This window comes from Aeromonas sp. FDAARGOS 1405 (genome assembly GCF_019048265.1).
GTDB classification, from domain to species: domain Bacteria; phylum Pseudomonadota; class Gammaproteobacteria; order Enterobacterales; family Aeromonadaceae; genus Aeromonas; species Aeromonas veronii_A.
In genome coordinates this window covers 3825549-3844805 of sequence record NZ_CP077311.1, presented here as the reverse complement: position 1 = coordinate 3844805, position 19257 = coordinate 3825549, and the positions used below count along the sequence as shown (strand labels likewise).

Here is a 19257-nt window from a genome sequence, read left to right as displayed (position 1 = left end):
TATGCCACGAATCTCTTGGTTTTAAGTGATAAAAATATCATTTTTGGGTGTGCCAGTGTAATAGCACTGAGGCATAAAATGCCGACCTAGGGGTCGGCATTTTGCTGCTAGAGGCATCGGGCAGGGGGCATATAGGCTTCGCTTGCCGCTGACGAGATGCTCACACTCGCCATTGTGCTGGAGCCTATTGGCTAAAGACCGTCTGCCCGCGAAAGACGGTCTGGACTACCTGGGTATCGGCGATCTGCTCCGGCTTGCCGGCGGCGACCAGCTGGTAGAGATCCCGATCCAGCACGATAAAGTCGGCCGATTTGCCCGTTTCGATGGAGCCGCTGATGGCCTGCTGGCGCACCGCGCGCGCGCCATTGATGGTGTAGGCCGCCAGCATTTCGTCCAGGGTAATGCGCTGGCTGGCGCGATAGTCATCGCCGCTTTGGGGAGCCTTGATGATCCCGGTCGCCATATTTTCGAAGGGGCGGGGATCCCGGCTGTCGACCGGGGCATCGCTGCCAGCGACCAGTATGGCGCCCGCCTTGCGTGAACTCTCGACCGGGTAGAGGGCGTCGTGCAGATAACCGAGGGGATCGTAGAGGGCATCGCTCAGGGATTGGCCCACCCGGGTCGGCTGGATAAAGGAGGCGACCAGCATGTCGTAGGCCAGTTGGGGGGAGGTCCAGGCATAGGTAAAGGTGAGGTAGAGCCCAAGCTCGCCGAGCCGTTTTTGATCATCGGGATGGACCACCTGCAGGTGGGCCAGGGTGTGGGGAATGCCGCTATCACCGTTGCTGGCGCGGGCGGCGGTGAGGGCATCCAGCGCCGTGCGGGTGGTGCGATCACCGATGCTGTGCATATGGATGCTGAAGCCTGCCTTGTCCAGCGCCCCTATATAGCGGGTGAGGTCGGCCTCCCGGTAGTTGACGATCCCGTTGTTGCCGGACTCCTCGCTGTCGGCTGTGATGGTCACTTCATCGGTAGCCGGGTCTCTGGCCAGATGGGGGGTGTGGTAGTTTGCCAGCATGCCGGCATTGGGCAGGAAGGGGGGGGTTGTGAAGGGATCCCCTTCCAGCACACCGTCGAGGAAGATCTTGACCGCATCGGCCTTGATCAGCGGGTTGTTGGCAAAGGATTCTCTCACCTGGCTGGCCTTGGCAAGATGCCCCTCTATATCGAGTTTGCCCTGATAATCATCATCGCTAAAGCAGGTGGCGGCCGTGACACGCATATGCAGCAGGTCCCGTGACTGCATGGTGAGTAGTCGCTGGCGGATAAAGTCGGTGGCGCAGGCATCCTGAATGCTGGTGATACCGCGAGAGGCCATCAGCTCGGCAATGGCGGGCAGGATCTGGTCGTATTGGCTGGCTGCCTGCTCATCACTGGCGCTCAGAACGCCACTATCGGGCACTGGAATGGCGCTGCGGGCCGTGTCACGCACCACTCCGCTGGTCAGGTCGACATAGGGGATAAAGGGCTCGAAGACCCCGCCGGGGGCCAGCGTAGTTCCATTGAAGCCGATTGTGTTGCCGTCGTTATCCTGCGCCATGGCAAGGGCGCGGGAGTTGTAGGCACTGGCATGGCCATCGACCCCGGCCAGCACCACCGGATTGTCGGGGGCGGCGGCATCGAGGGCTGCCAGCAGGGTGGCATGGCTGGCGGTTGCCGTATTGCCCTCGTAGGGAGACCACTGGTTGACTACCAGCCACTCCCCCGGTTTGGCCGCATAGCGGGGCAGGCATGTGCTGATCTTGGCGGCCAGCTGATCCAGAGTGACGGGTTTGCCATCGAGATCGCACATGTCCAGCGCCACCGTACCGAGCAGATGGATATGGTTGTCATGCAGGCCGGGCAGTACCATTCGGCCTTGCAGATCCACCACCCGGGTGGTGGGGTGCTTGAGCGCTTCGGCCCCCTCCTGGTTGCCCACATAGATAAACTGGCCGTCACTGACCATCATGGCCTCGGCTACCTGACGCTGCCCATCCTGGGTGTGGATCTTGCCGTTGAGATAGAGGGTCGTTGCCCCATTCGTATCATTGGTGTCACTTCGGCAGCCACCGAGCAGGCCTGCGGCCAACAGGAGGATGATGCCAAATCGGGTTGAGGTCTGTTTGCTATCCATTGCACTGCTCTCCTTGGGGTAAATGCAGTAATTGCTGCATATATGAGCAGATATGTTTATTGCAGCTATTCTGAAAAAATCCAGTAATTACTGCATTTATTTAACTTTTTGTTTACTTTGTCTCATGGATGTCAATGAGCCACCACCGGTCGTACCCCGGGCAAAGAGGGGGCCCCCAGTGGCTCGAAGGAGAGAAGATGTCAGAACAACGAGTGCCTGCCGCCCTGCATATGCGACGTCAGCCACGGCAGCAGCGCAGTCAGGCGGTGGCGAGCCGTATTGAACAGGCAACGCTGATGTTGCTGCAGGAGCGAGGTTTTGCCGCTCTCAACACCAATGCCATTGCTGATCGGGCCGGAGTCGGGATCAAATCGCTCTACCACCTCTATCCCAACAAGGAGGCGATCATTTGCCGTCTCGCTATGGGGTGGCTGGCGGCGGTTTGCGAGGCGCAACAACAGCTCCGTATCGAGGCAACGAGTTGGCCGCAGGCGTTGGCACTGCTGGATCTGGCGCTTGAAGAGCTGGATCGCCGCTTTGTCGGCTATGGTGCCTTGTGGCACGCCATGGATCTTATCCCCGAACTGCACGTGGTCGAGCAGGAGCACGAGCGGCGCCAGATTGACTTCTGGTCATCCCTGCTGCGCGACTTTGGCTGCCGCTGGCCGGAGGCCGAGCTCACGAGTCTGGTGCGCTACTTCTATCGCACCGCCGATGTCACCAAGCAGTGCACCAAGGCTGATGGCGAGATGGGCCAGCGGATGTGGTTGCTGCATCGTCGCTGGAGCGAGCAGCTGATCGCCGCCGCCATTGTCGAGCCCGATCCCGAGCTGGTGTGGCAGGGAATGCCTGCGCTGCGGCTTGGGACCAACGAGTAATACCGCAAGCATCCACCATGCCGCGCAGCCCCGGCATGCATCAGCCGAGCGCGACCCGCATCAGGGGAGAGGGGGCGTTGTCGACAAAGTGGTGCCAGATATGGTCGTAGAGCGCCTTCTGGCCGGGGAAACTCACCAGCGCCTTGGCTTCAGCCAGGGAACACCAGCGATAGTCGGTGTGCTCGTCGTTGAGGCGCACCGCCTGACTGGGCGGGCAATAGACCACAAAGACCGGCACCACCTCGATCGTATTCAAGGCGGCATCGTAGAACTGCTCCAGATACTGGCCGTTGTAGAGTTCGGTGACCCTGATCCCCGTCTCTTCGCCAAACTCCCGAATAATGGTCTGCCAGCCGGTTTCACCCGCCTCCACCGTGCCCGCCACATGACACCAGAAGCCCCCCTTGACCCGTTTCATCACCAGCAATTTTGTTTCGCCATCGACAGTAGTAAGGGCAACGCCGGAGACGGCCTTGCAGCTAATGGGGCTCATGATCTTCTCTCCGGATTTGAGCTATGTAATCGCCACGAACAGTGTGAAGGCGTGTTAATTGAAATACGCTTCGGCGGGTAGGCCCATGACCTCTATTTCATTCAGGCCATTTTTGGCCAGATAGTTGGCCACCAGATTGAACCCCACCCAGTAACCGGCATATTTGGGAAATGGCCGGTTATCACGGCAGTAGAAAAAGTCTAAATAGTTGAACTGCTTGCTGGATAGATGGGGTGTCATCTCTGCCAGGAGCGATTGCCAGTCATGGTTATGAGACTCCTTGAACAGCGAGGGGAGTGTGCCACCATTGAACCTCTGCTCAAAGTAGCAGGCCAGCCCTTCAAAAATCAGGTTTTCGGCCAGTGTTTCTGCTTCCACCTTGTTCTTCTTTTGCACTATATGGTGGACTTCGTGGGCCAGCACGGCAGGCAATTCGGTGATAATCACCTCTTTGATGTCGGGCCGTTCCAGATCAAGCTGGAGTTCTATTCGATACATGTTGATGGCCCAGCCACCGATACCCGAGTCGGGAGCATCCCCCTCGGCAAAAGGGCTGAAGGTGACATCCAGTTGGGAGAGATCGAACAAGGCATTCAATTTGTGCGCCGTCTCGGCAAAAATGTGCCTAATGGTGTCATCGAGCCCATCGAATTTGCCCGAGTCGTTTAACAGGGTGAGTTGCATCCAGACATCCTTGTCTATTGAAAGAGAGTGCTGAGCCACTTGCGTGGTCGCGGCGCCATATCACCACGATTACCCTCCTTCAATCAAGGGGTTACCCGCCCATTATGCTTGCCGTCTGGATCGCCTCAATCAGCGCGGCTCGGTTGATGCGAGGGCGCTCGCCATCGAGCAGTTGCTGCCACAGCGCAATGGCTTGGCTGTAGCGGCCATGCAGGAAGTGATCGGAGGCGAGCAGCATCAGGGCGCTCACTTCCCCCGAGTCCTGCTTGAGGGCGCTCTCCAGCAGGCGGGTTGCCTCGGGAGTCAGCTGTTGGCCCGCCTGATAGTAGAGCACAGTGGCTTGCGCGGCCTGGGTCGCCGCGCTGGCGCCTCCCTCCAGCAGAGCGAGACGTTGGTAGGCGAGCAGGGCGTTGTCATATTCACCCCGATAGAGATAGAGCTGGCCGAGCGCCGCCCAGCTGTCGAGATCGGCGGGGCTGCGTTGAAGCTTCTGATGCAGACTCCCCAGCTCCTTGTCCTGCAGATCCCGCGGGCTCAACCCCGCCAGCGGATCGGGACGGGATGCATAATCCTGCCATGCCTGATAGCGGCCGCTGCTGAAATACACAGCGGCAACGGCCGCGATGGCCATGATGCCAAGCAGCAACAAGGTCCGCCCGTGCTGGTTATTGCGGCCGCGATTGTCACGCTGGCTGGCCAGTTGCGTGCGCAGGGCCAGCTCAGCCGCCGGGATGGCGTTGGCCAAACGGGCGGCGCTCAGCTCCCTGTAGAGTGGTTGGTCGGGGGAGAGGCCTGCCTGCTCCCCGTGCATGATCAGCAAATTCAATTCGCTGCGCGGATCGGCGGCGGGTTGAGGGGGGGCCTCATCGATGGCCTTAACGGCAGGGATGGGTTGCGCCTTTGTGCGTGTCAGGCGGTGAAACAGGATCAACAGTGCCAGCCCCAACAGCAGCAGGGGGCCGCCCCACAGCAGCGCCGTGCTGCTCTTGAAGGGGGGATCGTAGCGGACGAAATCGCCGAAGCGCTCCGTCATGCGGGCGATCACCTGCTCATCAGACTGCCCCTCGTCCACCCAGCGGTAGACCTCTAGCCGCAGATCCCGGGCGATGGGGGAGTTGGACTCCACCAGGTTCTGGTTCTGGCACTGGGGGCAGCGCAGGGCGCGGGCCAGCTCTTGCGCCCGATTTTGCAGCTCGGGATAGCGAAATTGATAGGTATCGACCCCGCTGGAATATGCAGTTGCACTCAGCAGCATGCCGAGGGCCAGCAGGGTGCAGGCAAGAGAGCGGCACATCATGGCTGTGTCTCCCGAGCTGATGTTGCAATAGATGGCGCAATTGCGTGTGCCGTTGCAGCGGCCTTCATTTGCGCGTCAGTTCGCGCCTGGTCGAGCAGGGGGGCAAACTGACGTTGCCAGATCCCTTTGGTAAGCTCGCCGGTATGGCGGGCGAGCAGGGCACCATCGGCATCAAACAGATAGGTCTCTGGCGTGCCGTAGACGCCGAGCTCAAGAGCCAGTTTGCCGTCAGGGTCGGCCAGTACGGCGCGATAGGGGTTGCCCGCCTGGATAAGCCAGGCGCGGGCCGCATCCCCCTTGTCCCGGTAGTTGAGACCGTAGAGGGGCACGGTGCCCGCGAGCTCGCTGAGCAGCGGATGCTCGGCGCGGCAGTTGGCGCACCAGCTGGCCCAGACGTTAAGGACAAAGGGCTCGCCCTTGAGGCTGGCAGTCTGGATCGGACTCCCATCCAGCAGATTGTTGCTTTGCCACGCAGGCAGGGTACGGCCGAGCGTCGCCTCATCCTGGCTGTAGGGATTGTTGCCAAGGCCGAGCCAAAGCAGGGCGCCGAGGCCCAGGGTCAGCAGCAGTGGAAGAAAGAGGCGCAGGCGGGATCTCATAACGCCTCCTGTTCGAGCCGGGGATGGGAGGTGCCAACCTCAACGGGACGGGAGGCAAGCAAGGGGCGACGGGCGAGCAGGCGCAGGGTGCCGCCCGCCATCATCAACAGGCCGCCGAGCCAGATCCAGCGCACCAGCGGCTTGTAGTGCAGCCGCATGGCATAGGCATCTGGTCCCATCTTCTCACCCAGCACCACGTAGAGATCGCCGAGCATTCCCCACGCGATGCCGGGTTCATTCATGTTCATGGTGCGCACGCTGTAGTGACGTCGCTCTGGGGTGAGCCTGGCGATCTCTTTATCTTCTTTATGCACGCTGAGCGTGATGCGCTCGGCGGTGTAGTTGGGGCCGATGATCGGCTCGCGTCCCTCATAGCGAAATTCGAACGCACCGAGCTGGTAGGGCTGGTTGGCACTTAGCACTGTGCCTCCTTCCTGACTGTGGTGGCTCATTTGCGCGATGCCGAGGGCGCACACCGCCACCCCGAGGTGGGCCAGCAGGCTGCCGAACCGATTGAGGGTGAGTTCACGCAGCGACGTCAGTTGCAAGAGCGGGAGCAGCAGGCTGGCCATCAGCCAGAGGCTCACCATATTGGCGAGGATGCCAATCCAGCTACCGGAAAACGCTCCCTGTTCCAGATAGGCAAGGCTAATGAGCCCGCCGCCAAGCAGGCCAAACAGCGGCGGTAACAGAGCGTTGAGTCGGGAATGTGGCGCAAGCGCCTGCCAGCGCAGGCGCGGCAGTTGGGTCATCAGCGCCATCAGGCAGAGGGCCAGCGGCACGAAGATGGTATTGAAATAGGGGGCACCCACCGAGAGCGAACCCAGATGAAGCGACTGGAACACCATGGGGTAGAAGGTGCCGAGCAGCACGCTGGCGCAGGCCACGCAGAGCAGCAGGATGGCGGCACCGAGCTGCCCCTCCTTTGACAGCAAGCCAAAGCGGGCATAGGGGGCGCGAATGTCCGCCCGCAGGGCAAACAGGGTGAGTGCGCAGGTTAACAGCAGCCCGAGCAGCAACAAGAGGGTGAGGCCGCGGCTGGGGTCCACCGCAAAGGCGTGCACCGAGGTGAGCACCCCGGAGCGCACCACAAAGGTGCCGAGCAGGCTCAAGGCAAAGGTAAAGATGGAGAGCAGCAGCACGGCGTGGCCGTAAGCGCCGCGCTTCTCGCAGACAATCAGGGCGTGCAGCAGGGCAGTGCCGAGCAGCCAGGGTAAGAGGGAGGCATTTTCTACCGGATCCCAGAACCACCAGCCGCCCCAGCCGAGCTCGTAATAGGCCCACCAGGAGCCCAGCACGATACCGGCGGTGAGAAAGACCCAGGAGCCGAGCGCCCAGGGGCGACTCCAGTGGGCTACTGCGCCATCGAGCCGGCCCGAGTGCAGCGCCGCCATGGCGAAGGCGAAGTTGACCGCAAAGCCGACGTAGCCGAGATAGAGCAGGGGCGGATGGATGATAAGGCCGATATCCTGCAGCATGGGGTTGAGATCGCGCCCCTCCTGCGGCCCCGGAAACTGGCGGTCAAACGGGCTGGAGAAGATCAGGGTATAGAGGCCGAACAGCCCGACGATCAGCCCCATGATGGCCAATACCCGGGTTGTAATCAGCGGATCGACCCGCTTGGAGCAAAGAGCCACCAGGGCGCCCCACAGAGCCAGCGCAAAGACGAAGAACAGCATGGAGCCCTCGTGGCCGCCCCAGACCGCAGCCAGTTTGAAGCCCAGCGGCAGGGCGCTGTTGGCGTGCTGGGCCACATAGCTGACGGTGAAATCATCCTGGCCAAAGCAGCTGGCGAGCAGCAGCAGGGCGGCCAACAGCAGGATGGCATTGATCAGCGCCAGCTGCGTTGCGCAGCGCAGCAGAGTCGGGGAGGCGAGCCGCAATCCCAGCCAGGGCAGGGAGCCCTGCAGCAAGGAGAGTGCCGCCGCCAGCAACAGTGAGAGATAGCCGAGCTCCGCCAGCACACAACCTCCAGTCAATCTTTGATGTCATTCATGTCATGGCACACACGTAGCGTCGTCTCGCTTTGGCGGGGAATATTGCCAAGCAACGGGTGTGGCATCACCAGAAATTCATTGGGCCAGCAACAAACTAGCGCCAGTCACCCGAGGGTGGCTGGCGCTGGTGATCATACCGTTATACGACTGTCATTTGACCGGCATAGAGCACGAAGTAGCGGAGCAGCAGGATCCCCACCAGGGTCAGGCTGCAGACCAGCACCAGATGGCCGTTTCGCACCCGAAGGGGCGCCGGGGTCAGCAGAGCCAGCAGCTGGGGCAGCAGCATGCCGATGCCCACCACCCCGAGCCAGAACACCTGAGCCCAGAAACCGCTGCCGATGGCCGCCCACATGGCAGCCTCTTTCTGGCCGCCACCGAAGTAGAGGCCGGTAAAGAAGCAGACCAGCAGCAGCACCTCCACCGCCAGCACCGGCCGCTCGAAACGATGCACAAAGCTCACCCCCTGGCTGTGATGGTTCTCCTTGAAGATTGTCACCGCCAGCAAGATGGTGGAGGCGATGCCGGAGCTGATGCCCGAGACCAGAAACAACACCGGCAACACAGGGTTGTTCAAAAGCGGATAAGTCTTGAGCGCCGAGAGCAGAAAGCCGGTGTAGGCCCCCAGCAGCACGGCGAGCAGCAACAACAGCGGGGCCAGCAGCCGCTCGATGCGGGCAAGCCAGCCAATCAGCCCATCCACAAAAGCGAACTTCTCTTGCAGCAGGTGACGACGCAAGGTCTCAATCTCGGCGCGAAACACCACCGCCAGCCAGACGAACAGCACCGCCATATAGAGCTGAAACAGCATGACCCCCATGGACATCACGGAGTCGAACTGGTAGTGGAACATCAGCTTCCAGAAGGTCCAGGGGCGGGCCAGATGGAAGATAAGGATCAGCAGCCCCAATATCACGCTCGCTGGCGCCAGAATGGCGGTCGCCTTGATGATGCCGCTCTCGCTGCCGGCCCCCTTGCGGCGCAGCAGCACCGAAAGGGTGGTGGCCCCGGCGGAGATGCCGAGCAGAAAGAGATAGATGGCGATGGGCCAGTCCCACACCAGTGAAGGGAAGTGAAACGCCTCTTGCATCGTCATGACTTTATCTCCCCTTTGGGCACGCGGTACATCTTGGGCGAGGTGCCGAGCGCCTGCTTGTAGCGATAGGTGGTCTCCTTCACCAGCAGTTGGGCGATGGGGCTGTCCGGATCATCCAGATTGCCGAACACCAGCGCCTTGGTGGGGCAGGATTCCACGCACGCCGGCTCCTTGCCCGCCGCCAGGTTGGTCTTGCGGCAAAAGTCGCATTTGTCCGCCACTCGGGTGACCGGGTTGATAAAGCGCACCTGATAGGGGCAGGCGGCGAGGCAATACATGCAGCCGACGCAGAGATCCGCGTCGACATCGACGATGCCATCCTCCTTGCGAATATGGGAGGCGCCGGTCGGGCAGACGTGCACGCAGGGGGCGTTGTCACAGTGCTGGCAGGACTTGCGAAAGAAGTGGTACTCGGCATCGGGGAAGGTGCCGATGGGGCCGGAGCGGATGATCTCGAGGCGCAAGACCCCTTCCGGCACCTTGTTGACCTCCCGGCAGGCGTCCATGCAGGCGGTGCAGCCGATGCAGGCCGTCTCGTCGTGGATCATGCCATAGCGGATCCCGTCGATGGTCTGGCTGTGGGCGAGGGGGGTAGCAAGGGAACGAGTCGGCCCCGTCATCATGATAAGGGCCCCCGCGCCCATGCCCGCCATAAAGTCACGGCGAGAGCAGCTCATGATGCCTCCTTGCCGGTAGCCGGTTTGGACTGCTCCTGCCGGGCCTTGCTGGCCTCATGTTGCTTGCTGTGGCAGTCGACGCAGAGCTTGATGCGGGATTTTTCCGGGATCGCCACCATGGGCTCCTTGACCGGATGCAGCTGGTGGCAGCTGGTGCAGGTGAGCTTGGTGGCGTGCACGTCGTGGGCCCAGAGCGCCTCGCGCAGTGGTTTGGGCTCGTGGCAGCTCATGCAGACTCCGTTCTGCTCAGCGATGGGGTAGCTCTGGGTGCTCTGCTTGTTATTGAAGCTGTCGCTAAAGCGCATCACATCCTTGACCCCTTCCCGGTGCTGGGGGGAGGGCTGGCCGTGGCAGTTGGTGCAGGTGACAGGCGCCAGGTTGTTGGGATTGGTCGCCTGACCATGCTTGCCGTGCATCCCCTCGCTCTGCTCCTTGTGACAGTCGGTACAGGCCTTGTCGGGATTGCGTAAAAATTCCACCTCATGTGTAGCTGGAACAAGGGCTGCAACCGGATCGGCCGCCTGACCCTGCAGGCTGGTGAACAGCATGGCTGCCATCAGCATCAGTCGTAAAAAATCCATCGTTAAATCACCCATAGGAAGCCTCCATCCGCTGCGGGCCTGGTCTGGCCGGGCCCGCAGGCGCCGTTACTGTGCCAGCCGTCCGGCCGCTTTGGCCTCGGCATCCCAGGCGGGGACCGTGGTCTTGAGGAATTGGGCCTTGTCGCTGTTGAACTGCTTCATATCCATGCCAAGGGCCGCTTGCGCTTTCTCCTTGCTGGAGATGTCGGGGATGGCGATTTCGTGGCTGATCCCCTTGCTGGCCAACAGGCGCGCCAGCTTGGTGCGGGCGTCAGCGGCTTTATCCAGCGCGCTGCCAAGTACCTTGAGGGCCACTTCGGGGGCGTGCATCTGCACCCCGTGGGATGCGATGGCGTAGTCCCAGCGCCACTGGGCGTGACGGATGTCCTGCAGAATATCCTTCATCTCTGCCTCGGTGGCGCCGGCATCCCAGGCCGCCTTGGCTTCAAAGTGGGCGTGTACCAGCTGCTTCTCGACCTTCAGCTTGGTCTCGATCACCGCCTCTTTGCGCTGTTTGACAATCCCTTGCAGTATCTTCTTGCTCTGGGTGTGGCAGTTGCGGCAGGTCTGCTCGAAGCGATCGAAGGGGTTGCCCACCTTGTGATCCGTGTAGACCTTGCCCTGCTCGTTCTGCACCTTGGGCATGTGGCAATCGACGCAGGCGACGTTGTTCTGGCCGTGAATGCCGGCACGCCAAGTTTCGTACTCGGGGTGCTGGGCTTTGAGCATAGGGGTTTTGGAGAGGGCATGAGTCCAGTCTGCAAAGCCGATTTCATCGTAATAGGCCTCCATCTGCTCCACAGTGGTGCCCTTGTCCCAGGGGAATTTGACCGCCTTGGTGGGGCCGCTGAAGTAATACTCCACGTGGCACTGGCCGCACACCTGGGACTGCTGATCGAAGCGCCCCTGCTCCTTGAACGGCTTGCCGATGGCGGTCATGGCCCGATCGGCATAGGGACGGGAGAGGTGCAGGGCCGGTTTACCCTCCTTGAACTCCTTCGAGGCGGTGTCGTGGCAGTCGGCGCAGCCGATGGTGTTGACTACTTCCGGCCCACCCTTGGCCCACATCCCTTTGAAGTAGCCATCTTCACCCTTCTCGTCGATGACGCGGGCCACATCCGGGCCTTTGCAGCTCCAGCAGGCCATGGGTAGGGGGCCATCTTCGGCGGTCTTCGGGGCGCCGGTTCGCAGGGTTTCGCGCACATCGGTCAGCGCATAGAAGTGACCGCGCGGCTTGTTGTAATCCTTGGAAAAGGGGTAGCCGGCCCAGAGCACCACCATCTGCGGATCTTCCGCCAGGGCGTCGGTTCGCTCCTTGCTCTCGCTGGTACCTTTCCAGCTGGTGAACTGATCGGCGTGATCCTTGGCGAACAGCTCGCTGCGCGCCTCGATCTTGCCTTTGGGTTGCGTGTCATCGGCTGCCTGTGCCCAGCCGCTGGTGCCAAGGCTGGTAGTCAGCAGCAGGGCGGCGAGGCCCAGCTTGATCTGTCTGTTGCGTGAACTCACGATCATCACTCCCTAATCGATCTCATTGCCAGACCTGACAGTTCCATCCTGGATGTGGGCATTGGTTCGCCCCCGCCAAGCAGGAGCAGGCAGGCCGCTTCATTGTTATTAGTGAATAAAACCCATGTTTTTATGCGATTGCTCGAGTTGGATATTACCAAATGGGTAAAAAGAATGATGATTTATCAGAGGGGGGCTTGCGCTAGATCAATTACCGAGAGCACCAACAGACAGAAATGAGATCCCGGTTAAATTATTAAGAAAGTCAGAATATTGGAAGTGTAATGAGTCTCTGTGGCGGGACGGAGCGACACCTGAGGTATGCCTGTGTTATTTGGCAAGGCATGCAGGGTTATCTGTCATATCAATTATCTATTTATGGGTATAAAAATAATAAATGAATAAATATTCTTTTTTGAGAGGGCTGTCGGTTACAGTCTGTACGGGCCGGGCGTTCCGCCGATGGGCGAGATGGTCGGCAACATCAATGAGAGAAGCCGGCAATGCCGGCTCCTCTCAGGTCTTATCGTGATCAGATACTGTTTGGGTTGCAGCCCCAAAGGCATGGTGGTGAACCAACGAATACCCCGGCTTCGGGGTTTACACCAGCGGATATGGTCACGCTCATCTTATGCCAGAGCCTGGGCCAGCAGATGAATGGGATGCTCGCAGCGGAAGCTGGTGCTCATCTCGATCTGCCATTTGCAGGTCTCGCAATCGGTGATCACCAGATCGGGGGAGAGGCGGTTGATCTGATCAAACAGCCCCTCGCCGATGGTCTGGCTGGTCTGGTAGTTCTCCGACTTGAAGCCGTAGGTGCCGGCGATACCGCAGCACTGGGACTCCAGTACCGTCACCTTGACCCCGGGAATGGCGCGCAGCAATTCGAGGGTGTAGATGACGCCCCCCATTTTTTCCATGTGGCAGGGGGTGTGGTAGGCGATGTGCAGATTGAGCGGCTTCATCGCCGGTTTGTTGCCCTTGTAGAACTCGTTCCACAGGAAGCGGGTCACCAGCGAGATGCGATCCCGCACCTTGTGGTTGTCCTGCTCCAGCAGGTGGGGATATTCATCGCGCAGGGTAAAGCCGCAGGTGGAGGAGGTGGCCAGCAGCGGCATCTCGTTGCCCTGCAGGGAGTTCTCCATCTGCTTGATGTTGAAGGCCGCCTGCTGCTTGGCCTTGTCCATGAAGCCGTTGGCAATCAGTGGTACGCCGCAGCACTTCTCCCGCTCCAGCAACTGCACACCGATGTTCATGGCGTTGAGCACCTGTACCAGCTCCTTGCCAAGCTGAGGATGGTTGTAGTTGACGTAGCAGCCGTGGAAGTAGGCGATCTGCCGCCCAAAGCGGGCCTGAGATTCTTTTTGCTTCTTGTACCAGCCGCGGAAGGTGCCCTGGGAGTATTTGGGCAGATCGCGGTGGGATGAGACCCCCAGCGCCTTGTCCAGCACCAACTTCATCGGCTTGAGGCCGGTGGTGAAGTTGACCACCGGGGCCATCAGGGTAGACATGCTGCCCATCAGATCGGTGTGGGAGAGCACGAACTCGCGGATCCCCGGTTTGAAGCCGCTGTATTGGTGCTTGGCCTTGGCGATGATGTCGCCGATGCGCACTCCGCTCGGGCAGGCTACTTCGCAGCGTTTGCAGTTGGTGCAGTGCTTGAGGGCGCTATCGAACAGCTCGGGGCTCTTGATCCGCAGCCGCTCCCCATCCGGACCCGCCTGTTTCGGGCCGGGGTAGGCGGGGTTGGCCTTGGCCACCGGACAGTAGGCGGTACAGACGGTGCATTTGATGCACTGATCGAAAGTTTGGTTGGCGTGATCCAGTAGCATGTCAGTTCTCCTCCCGTAGGGTGTGAAGGCACGGGATATGGGACGTAGTAATCATTGGGCCGCGCCCAGAATATGGCCGGCAGCCTGCCAGCCGGTGGCAACGGCAACGCCGGAGCCGGAACCTTCACGAATTGGGTCGTAATGGGCCAAGACACTGCCCGCGCCATAGAGGTTGGTGAGCGGCTTGCCGCCACGCAGCACTCTGAGCTTGTCGTCGGTCTTGACCCCGAAGCCCATGAAGGGGTGGTGATCGAACAGGCGGCGACCGGCCCAGGCATCGCGCTCCTCCAGACTCAACACATCGGCATCGAAGATGGGTTCGCGAATGCCACGCAGACGGGACTCCAGCCCGCGGCTGAAGAAGCTGCCGGAGGCAAGCACAAAGTTGTCTGCCTCGAACAGCTGATCATCGCCATTCTGGGTATGTACGCCGACCACCCGGTCACCGTTGTAACGAGCGCCCAGCACCCGCTCGCTGGTGAGGAAGGTGCCGCCAAGGGCCATAAAGCGGCGCTTGAGCGCCTCCTGCATCCGCATCCCGATCAGTGATGGCGGCATGGTGGCAACCTCCTTGATGGTGCAGCCGGTACGCTGCTCCAGCTCCGCCAGACGCGGGCCTACCAGCCCCAGAGACAGGCAGGCGGGCAGCACGATATGGCGGCAGCCGGGTACGCCGCTCTCCTGCACCATGCGACTGATCTCGCTGGCCAGATCGGCCACCAGATGGTGCTTGTCACACAGACGCGCGATGTCGGCAGAGCGAAACTCGTGGGGATTGCGGCTGAATTCGGCCAGCTGGGGCAGGCGGATTTCGCCGGTCAGAATGCGGCAGTGGGCAAAGCGCGGATGGGTCGCCAGATTGGCGGCCGCCAGTGCCGGATGAAAGTCGCGAAAGCCCTCGAGGGTGGCCAGCAGCAGCACGTCCGGGATCGGCGCATCTGTGACGCAGGCACAGGTATCGGGGGAGAGCCAGGTGCGCTTGAGGGTACCGATGGGAGTCAGGCGCTGGTGATTGGTGTCGTGGCGAACCAGCGGCAATCCCTGCTCGGCGCAGTGGCGCTGCAGATCGGCCAGACTCGCTTCGATATTTTGCATCCCCACCTTGCTGTAGGGGTGATCCGGATGGGCTGCCATAAAGGCAGGCAGCGCAGCGCGGGGATCCCCCTCGCTTTCGAGCAGATCGACCGAGCCGGAGGAGAAGTGCAGGGCACTCTGGCCGGAGGCCATCAGCAGGGTCTTCTGGCCCGCCTCCACCAGCCGCAGGGCAGCCGAGAGTCCCGCCATGCCACCGCCGATAACGATATTGTCAAACTTCATGACGGCTCTCCTTGTGAGTGGTCTCGCTGGTTGGGCCGCATGGGGTATCGGCAACCAGCTGTGGCGTCGTCCATTCCCCTAGGCCAAACAGCCCTTCGTAGATCCAGTAGGTAAACTCGGCCTCGCGCAAGGCATCGCCCCACAGCACCGGGCGGGTGCCCTTGTAACGCTCTTCCAGGAACTGGCGCAGCATGACGCAGGCCTGACGACCGTCAGCCTTGCCATACTCCTGCATCAGGCCAGCGGCGCGATAGGCGCACAGCTCGCCTTGGCAGGGGCCCATGCCGAGGCGGGTGCGGCGGCGCAGATCGATGAGGTTGTCCACATCCAGCTCGCGCAGGGCGTATTCGATTTCGCCTGCAGTGACCATTTCGCACTCGCAGATAAGGGCGTTGGCTTTCGGATTGTCACGGAAGAAGGCGATGACCCGCTCGCCGTGGCGGTATTGGGCCGACCCTTCGGCAGGCACCGAGAGCCCCGGAGCGGAGACCTTCTCCGGATCCCGCGAGCCGGGCAGATTGAGCTCGGCAGTGCGGCATGGCTTGCTGTTGCCGAGCTTCTTGGCCAGCAGATCGGTGGCCCATTCGGCCATCAGGCGGTAGGTCATCAGCTTGCCGCCGGTGATGGTGTTGAAGCCCTTGAGGCCATCGCGCTCGGCGTGATCGAGCAGCACGATACCGCGGCTGATGTTGCGGCCGGTGTCGTCACCGTCCACCGCCACCAGCGGGCGAACGCCTGCGTAGGCGCGCAGCAGACGGGTGCGCGCCATGATGGGGGCAAGCTTGATCCCCTCGCGCAGCAGCACCTCCACCTCTTCGGGCTCGACGGTGAGCTGGTCAATCTTGTTGTAATCGATGCGGCTGGAGGTGGTGCCGATAAGGGAGATGGTATCGCCGGGTACCAGAATGTCCGCATCCGCCGGTTTGCGGGCGCGGTTGAGCACTAGCTGGTTGATGCGGTAATCCATGATGAGCAGGGAGCCCTTGGCCGGGAACATGCGGATGCCGAGATCGGCGTATTCGCAAATTTGCTGGCCCCAGATGCCGGCGGCGTTGATCACCTCCTGACACTCCACCTCGAACGCTTCGCCGGTGCGGGTATTGATCGCCTTGACCCCGTGCACCCGATCTTGCGTGCGCAACAGCCCCAGCACCTTGCAGTGGGTAAAGATGCGCGCGCCGTGCTCTTTGGCGTCCAGCACGTTGGCCGCGGCGAGGCGGAATGGATCGACCGTGCCATCCGGGACGTGGATGGCGCCGATCATTGCCGGGTTGGCGTTGGGCTCCATACACAAGGCTTCGCGGGGATCGAGCTGACGGGTTTCGATCCCGGCCAGGGCGCAGGCATCCATAAAGGTGGTTTGGAAATTGATGTCATCTTCCGGCAGGGTGAGGAAGAGGCCGCCGGTGTCTTCGACACAGTGGCTGGCAATCCGCTTGAGGATGCGGTTTTCCTGGATGCATTCGCGAGCTGACTCCTGATCCGTCACCGCGTAGCGGGCACCGGAGTGGAGCAGGCCGTGGTTGCGGCCGGTGGTGCCGGCGGCGATATCATCGCGCTCGAGCAGGATGCAGTCGATGCCACGCAGTGCGCAATCGCGCATGATGCCGGCCCCTGTGGCACCGCCGCCTATGATGACGACTTGTGTAGTTATTCTTTTCATTGTTGCCCGTCTCATCTCTTCCAGATGAGGCCAGTGTGGCCTACTTCTGAGTGGAAATGTTTGATATGGGCCAAATTTGCGTTCGTAAACGCTCATTTTCCCGCGCGTTAATGAGCATTGTGTGACATTTGTCACGCTTGTTATCGCATCGGTTTATGGGCAGCTGGCGAATAACAGGCACAAAAAAGGGGCATCGGATGCCCCTTGTCACTGTTTGACGAGTCTGGTGGGTGTGTTATGGGTCAGCCGCAGCACTTTTTGTGCTTTTTGCCGCTGCCACAGGGGCAGGGATCGTTGCGGCCGGTTTTGGGCGGAAGGGGATCGATCTCCCCTTCGGTGTAGACCCAGCGCCCCTGATAACGCACGAAGCGGGAGCGCTCATGGAGGCAGTGACGCTCATCCCCCTCCAGAAACCAGGCTTTGAACTCCACCATCCCGGTTTCATCCTCCGGGCCGCCCTGGCTGGCGATGATCTCGAGACCATCCCAGCGGGTGTCGATGCGTGAAAGCTCTTCAGCGGTGAGGCCGCCAAGGTGGGCCGGGTGCCAGCTATGGACCAGATACTCCCCCAGACCGAGCACAAAAGCGCTGTAGCGAGAGCGCATCAGCTGCTCCGGGGTGTCAGCCACTGCGCCACTGTGACGTGAGCCACAGCACAATTCGAGAGAAAGGGTTGAGCCGCAAGGACAAAGATTCATGATTTTCACGTTCTGGCCGATTTGTTTAAGGGAATTGTAACGAAAGCTGGGCTCGCCCTGCCAGCACCTATACTGATGGGTAAGCAAGGAATTCCAATAAAAACAGCTGCAAGGATGTGAAAGATGACGCTAAAACAGAAAATCCTGTTATTGGGTGCAGTACCCGTGCTGCTGATGGCCCTGGTGGTCAATCTCAGTAACTATATGGTCTCCAAGAGCGACCTGGAGTCTGAGCTGGTGGTGGCGAGGGAGAATGCCATCAAGGAGCGTAAAGCGCTGCTCAGCAGTTACATCATGATGGCCAAAACCGCCGTCGATGCCGTTTATGTACAGCCGGATTCTCCGGAAAATCGTCAGAAGGTCAAAGAGCTGCTCAGGCCGTTGCGTTACGGCAGCGATGGCTATTTCTTTGTCTATGACTTCGAGGGCAACACTATATTGCTGCCTACCCGTGCCGAGCTGGAGGGAAAAAATCGCTGGAACGACAAGGATGCCAAGGGCAAGTTGCTGATCCAGGACATTATCAAGGTGGCCCGTCAGGGGGATGGCTTTGCCGAGTACTGGACGGCCAAACCTTCCATTGGTCGTGATGCTCCCAAGCTCGCCTACAACATTGCGCTCGACAAATACCAGTGGGTTATCGGTACCGGTTTCTATATCGATGACATCGACAACGAGCTGGCGGCCCTGCGCGCCGAGCGCGAAAGCAATATGCACGAGTCGCTGCAGAGCAGTGTGCTGGTGATCTTGCTGATCCTGGGTGTCACCCTGGCGGCGACCGTGATCGTGGGGAATCGGGTTACCAAGCCGCTGGCTGATGCCGTGCTGGCATTGAACGATATTGCCAATGGTGACGGGGATCTCACCCAGCGCCTCAAGGTGCAGAGCGACGATGAAATTGGCCAGCTGGCCAGCGCCTTCAACCGCTTTGTCGAGCGGATCCAGTCGGTGGTGAGTCAGGTTGGCGAGACCAGTAACCATCTCTTCACCGCTGTTGACAAGCTGCACCATCTGAGCGAGCACTATGACCAGCAGATGCATGGCCATAGCCGGGAAACCGATCAGGTGGTGACTGCGGTGACCGAGATGAGCTCCACTGCCCAGGAGGTGGCGGCCAGTGCTTCCAATGCCGCGACAGCAACCAGTGATGCCGCCCGTGAGTCCGACGCAGCTCGTGGTGTGGTCAGTACGGCTATCAACAGCATCAACCGACTGGTGGGGGAGGTGCATACTGCTGCTGGCGTCATCGCACAGTTGGCCCAAGAGACCGCCAAGATTGGCTCGGTGGTGGAGGTCATTCGCGGCATTGCCGAGCAGACCAACCTGTTGGCGCTGAATGCCGCTATCGAGGCGGCCCGTGCCGGTGAGCAGGGTCGCGGCTTTGCGGTGGTGGCGGATGAAGTGCGTTCGCTGGCCGGTCGTACCCAACAGAGCACCAAAGAGATCAATGAGATGCTCCAGCGCTTGCAAGGGGGGGTGAAGCAGGCGGTGGATGTGATGCAGGCGAGCGAGGATCGCAGTCAGGAGACGGTGCAGGAGGCAAGCCATATTGCCAGCTCCCTCGACAGCATGGTGATGGCGGTCAGTACCATCAACGATATGAATATCCAGATCGCTACCGCCGCCGAAGAGCAGCATGCGGTGTCGGAGGAGATCAACAAGAACCTGGTAGCGATCCAGCAGATCGTCAGCGAGCTGACCGACGCAGCCATGGAGTCCAACAGCACCACCCGCGATCTGGCCAATACCGGTGACAAATTGCGCAAACTGGTCTCCCAGTTCCGTTATTGAGCCCGACCATCTCGGTGATATTCACTCAACAA

General features: G+C 60.7%; 16 protein-coding genes. 2 read left to right on the top strand and 14 right to left on the bottom strand.

All coding sequences use genetic code 11. The features are described 5' to 3' along the window. Positions 1-184 precede the first annotated feature (184 nt). Positions 185-2116, bottom strand: coding sequence for an amidohydrolase (locus I6L35_RS17610; RefSeq protein ID WP_216978898.1), 1932 nt, complete (start codon positions 2114-2116; stop codon positions 185-187). Between the two features lie 197 nt (positions 2117-2313). Between I6L35_RS17610 and I6L35_RS17605 the strand changes: the two genes are divergently transcribed. Continuing rightward, positions 2314-2994, top strand: a complete 681-nt coding sequence (locus I6L35_RS17605) for a TetR/AcrR family transcriptional regulator (protein WP_216978897.1) — start codon at positions 2314-2316, stop codon at positions 2992-2994. A gap of 40 nt (positions 2995-3034) precedes the next feature. Here I6L35_RS17605 and I6L35_RS17600 read toward each other — a convergent pair whose 3' ends face one another. From I6L35_RS17600 to I6L35_RS17540, 13 genes are all read right to left on the bottom strand, one after another. Then, a complete protein-coding gene (locus I6L35_RS17600) occupies positions 3035-3487 on the bottom strand; it encodes an NUDIX pyrophosphatase (RefSeq protein ID WP_216978896.1) in 453 nt (150 codons plus the stop codon). A gap of 54 nt (positions 3488-3541) precedes the next feature. Further along, entirely contained in the window at positions 3542-4171 is a 630-nt protein-coding gene (locus I6L35_RS17595; RefSeq protein WP_216978895.1) for a DUF2268 domain-containing putative Zn-dependent protease, read from the bottom strand. Positions 4172-4262: 91 nt separating this feature from the next. Beyond that, a complete protein-coding gene (gene nrfF / locus I6L35_RS17590; RefSeq protein ID WP_254204583.1) occupies positions 4263-5426 on the bottom strand; it encodes a heme lyase NrfEFG subunit NrfF in 1164 nt (387 codons plus the stop codon). A 38-nt stretch (positions 5427-5464) separates the two neighbouring features. Continuing rightward, on the bottom strand, positions 5465-6067 hold the full coding sequence (locus I6L35_RS17585) for a DsbE family thiol:disulfide interchange protein (RefSeq protein ID WP_144713450.1): 603 nt from the start codon (positions 6065-6067) through the stop codon (positions 5465-5467). Continuing rightward, positions 6064-8031: a heme lyase NrfEFG subunit NrfE gene (gene nrfE, locus I6L35_RS17580; RefSeq protein WP_216978893.1), complete on the bottom strand. Its 1968-nt coding sequence runs from the start codon at positions 8029-8031 to the stop codon at positions 6064-6066. The genes I6L35_RS17585 and nrfE overlap by 4 nt, the downstream gene beginning before the upstream one ends. A gap of 172 nt (positions 8032-8203) precedes the next feature. After that, the gene (gene nrfD, locus I6L35_RS17575) at positions 8204-9160 is read right to left on the bottom strand and encodes a cytochrome c nitrite reductase subunit NrfD (RefSeq protein WP_216978892.1); all 957 of its coding nucleotides are present in this window, start codon (positions 9158-9160) and stop codon (positions 8204-8206) included. Then, positions 9157-9837 carry a cytochrome c nitrite reductase Fe-S protein gene (nrfC, locus tag I6L35_RS17570; protein WP_216978891.1) on the bottom strand — a complete coding sequence of 227 codons (681 nt, stop codon included), beginning with the start codon at positions 9835-9837 and terminating at the stop codon, positions 9157-9159. Before nrfC ends, nrfD begins: the two co-directional genes overlap by 4 nt. After that, positions 9834-10433 (bottom strand): cytochrome c nitrite reductase pentaheme subunit, encoded by a 600-nt coding sequence (gene nrfB, locus I6L35_RS17565; RefSeq protein WP_216978890.1) that lies wholly within the window; start codon positions 10431-10433, stop codon positions 9834-9836. The genes nrfC and nrfB overlap by 4 nt, the downstream gene beginning before the upstream one ends. Positions 10434-10484: 51 nt before the next feature. Next, positions 10485-11930, bottom strand: coding sequence for an ammonia-forming nitrite reductase cytochrome c552 subunit (gene nrfA, locus I6L35_RS17560; protein ID WP_216978889.1), 1446 nt, complete (start codon positions 11928-11930; stop codon positions 10485-10487). 623 nt (positions 11931-12553) lie between these two features. Next, complete coding sequence (gene glpC, locus I6L35_RS17555; protein ID WP_058058476.1) at positions 12554-13756, bottom strand: anaerobic glycerol-3-phosphate dehydrogenase subunit GlpC; 1203 nt, start codon at positions 13754-13756, stop codon at positions 12554-12556. A gap of 51 nt (positions 13757-13807) precedes the next feature. Further along, on the bottom strand, positions 13808-15073 hold the full coding sequence (gene glpB / locus I6L35_RS17550; RefSeq protein ID WP_058058475.1) for a glycerol-3-phosphate dehydrogenase subunit GlpB: 1266 nt from the start codon (positions 15071-15073) through the stop codon (positions 13808-13810). Beyond that, positions 15063-16736, bottom strand: a complete 1674-nt coding sequence (gene glpA, locus I6L35_RS17545; protein ID WP_058058474.1) for an anaerobic glycerol-3-phosphate dehydrogenase subunit A — start codon at positions 16734-16736, stop codon at positions 15063-15065. Before glpA ends, glpB begins: the two co-directional genes overlap by 11 nt. A 242-nt stretch (positions 16737-16978) precedes the next feature. After that, positions 16979-17434, bottom strand: coding sequence for a YchJ family protein (locus I6L35_RS17540; protein ID WP_081042821.1), 456 nt, complete (start codon positions 17432-17434; stop codon positions 16979-16981). 123 nt (positions 17435-17557) lie between these two features. Between I6L35_RS17540 and I6L35_RS17535 the strand changes: the two genes are divergently transcribed. After that, a complete protein-coding gene (locus I6L35_RS17535) occupies positions 17558-19225 on the top strand; it encodes a methyl-accepting chemotaxis protein (RefSeq protein ID WP_216978888.1) in 1668 nt (555 codons plus the stop codon). Positions 19226-19257 lie beyond the last annotated feature (32 nt).

Coding starts and splice junctions, on each gene's coding strand:
- I6L35_RS17610 (WP_216978898.1), bottom strand. CDS start 2,116: ATGGATAGCAAACAGACCTCAACCCGATTTGGCATCATCCTCCTGTTG.
- I6L35_RS17605 (WP_216978897.1), top strand. CDS start 2,314: ATGTCAGAACAACGAGTGCCTGCCGCCCTGCATATGCGACGTCAGCCA.
- I6L35_RS17600 (WP_216978896.1), bottom strand. CDS start 3,487: ATGAGCCCCATTAGCTGCAAGGCCGTCTCCGGCGTTGCCCTTACTACT.
- I6L35_RS17595 (WP_216978895.1), bottom strand. CDS start 4,171: ATGCAACTCACCCTGTTAAACGACTCGGGCAAATTCGATGGGCTCGAT.
- nrfF (WP_254204583.1), bottom strand. CDS start 5,426: ATGCTGCTGAGTGCAACTGCATATTCCAGCGGGGTCGATACCTATCAA.
- I6L35_RS17585 (WP_144713450.1), bottom strand. CDS start 6,067: ATGAGATCCCGCCTGCGCCTCTTTCTTCCACTGCTGCTGACCCTGGGC.
- nrfD (WP_216978892.1), bottom strand. CDS start 9,160: ATGACGATGCAAGAGGCGTTTCACTTCCCTTCACTGGTGTGGGACTGG.
- nrfC (WP_216978891.1), bottom strand. CDS start 9,837: ATGAGCTGCTCTCGCCGTGACTTTATGGCGGGCATGGGCGCGGGGGCC.
- nrfB (WP_216978890.1), bottom strand. CDS start 10,433: ATGGGTGATTTAACGATGGATTTTTTACGACTGATGCTGATGGCAGCC.
- nrfA (WP_216978889.1), bottom strand. CDS start 11,930: ATGATCGTGAGTTCACGCAACAGACAGATCAAGCTGGGCCTCGCCGCC.
- glpC (WP_058058476.1), bottom strand. CDS start 13,756: ATGCTACTGGATCACGCCAACCAAACTTTCGATCAGTGCATCAAATGC.
- glpB (WP_058058475.1), bottom strand. CDS start 15,073: ATGAAGTTTGACAATATCGTTATCGGCGGTGGCATGGCGGGACTCTCG.
- glpA (WP_058058474.1), bottom strand. CDS start 16,736: ATGAAAAGAATAACTACACAAGTCGTCATCATAGGCGGCGGTGCCACA.
- I6L35_RS17540 (WP_081042821.1), bottom strand. CDS start 17,434: ATGAATCTTTGTCCTTGCGGCTCAACCCTTTCTCTCGAATTGTGCTGT.
- I6L35_RS17535 (WP_216978888.1), top strand. CDS start 17,558: ATGACGCTAAAACAGAAAATCCTGTTATTGGGTGCAGTACCCGTGCTG.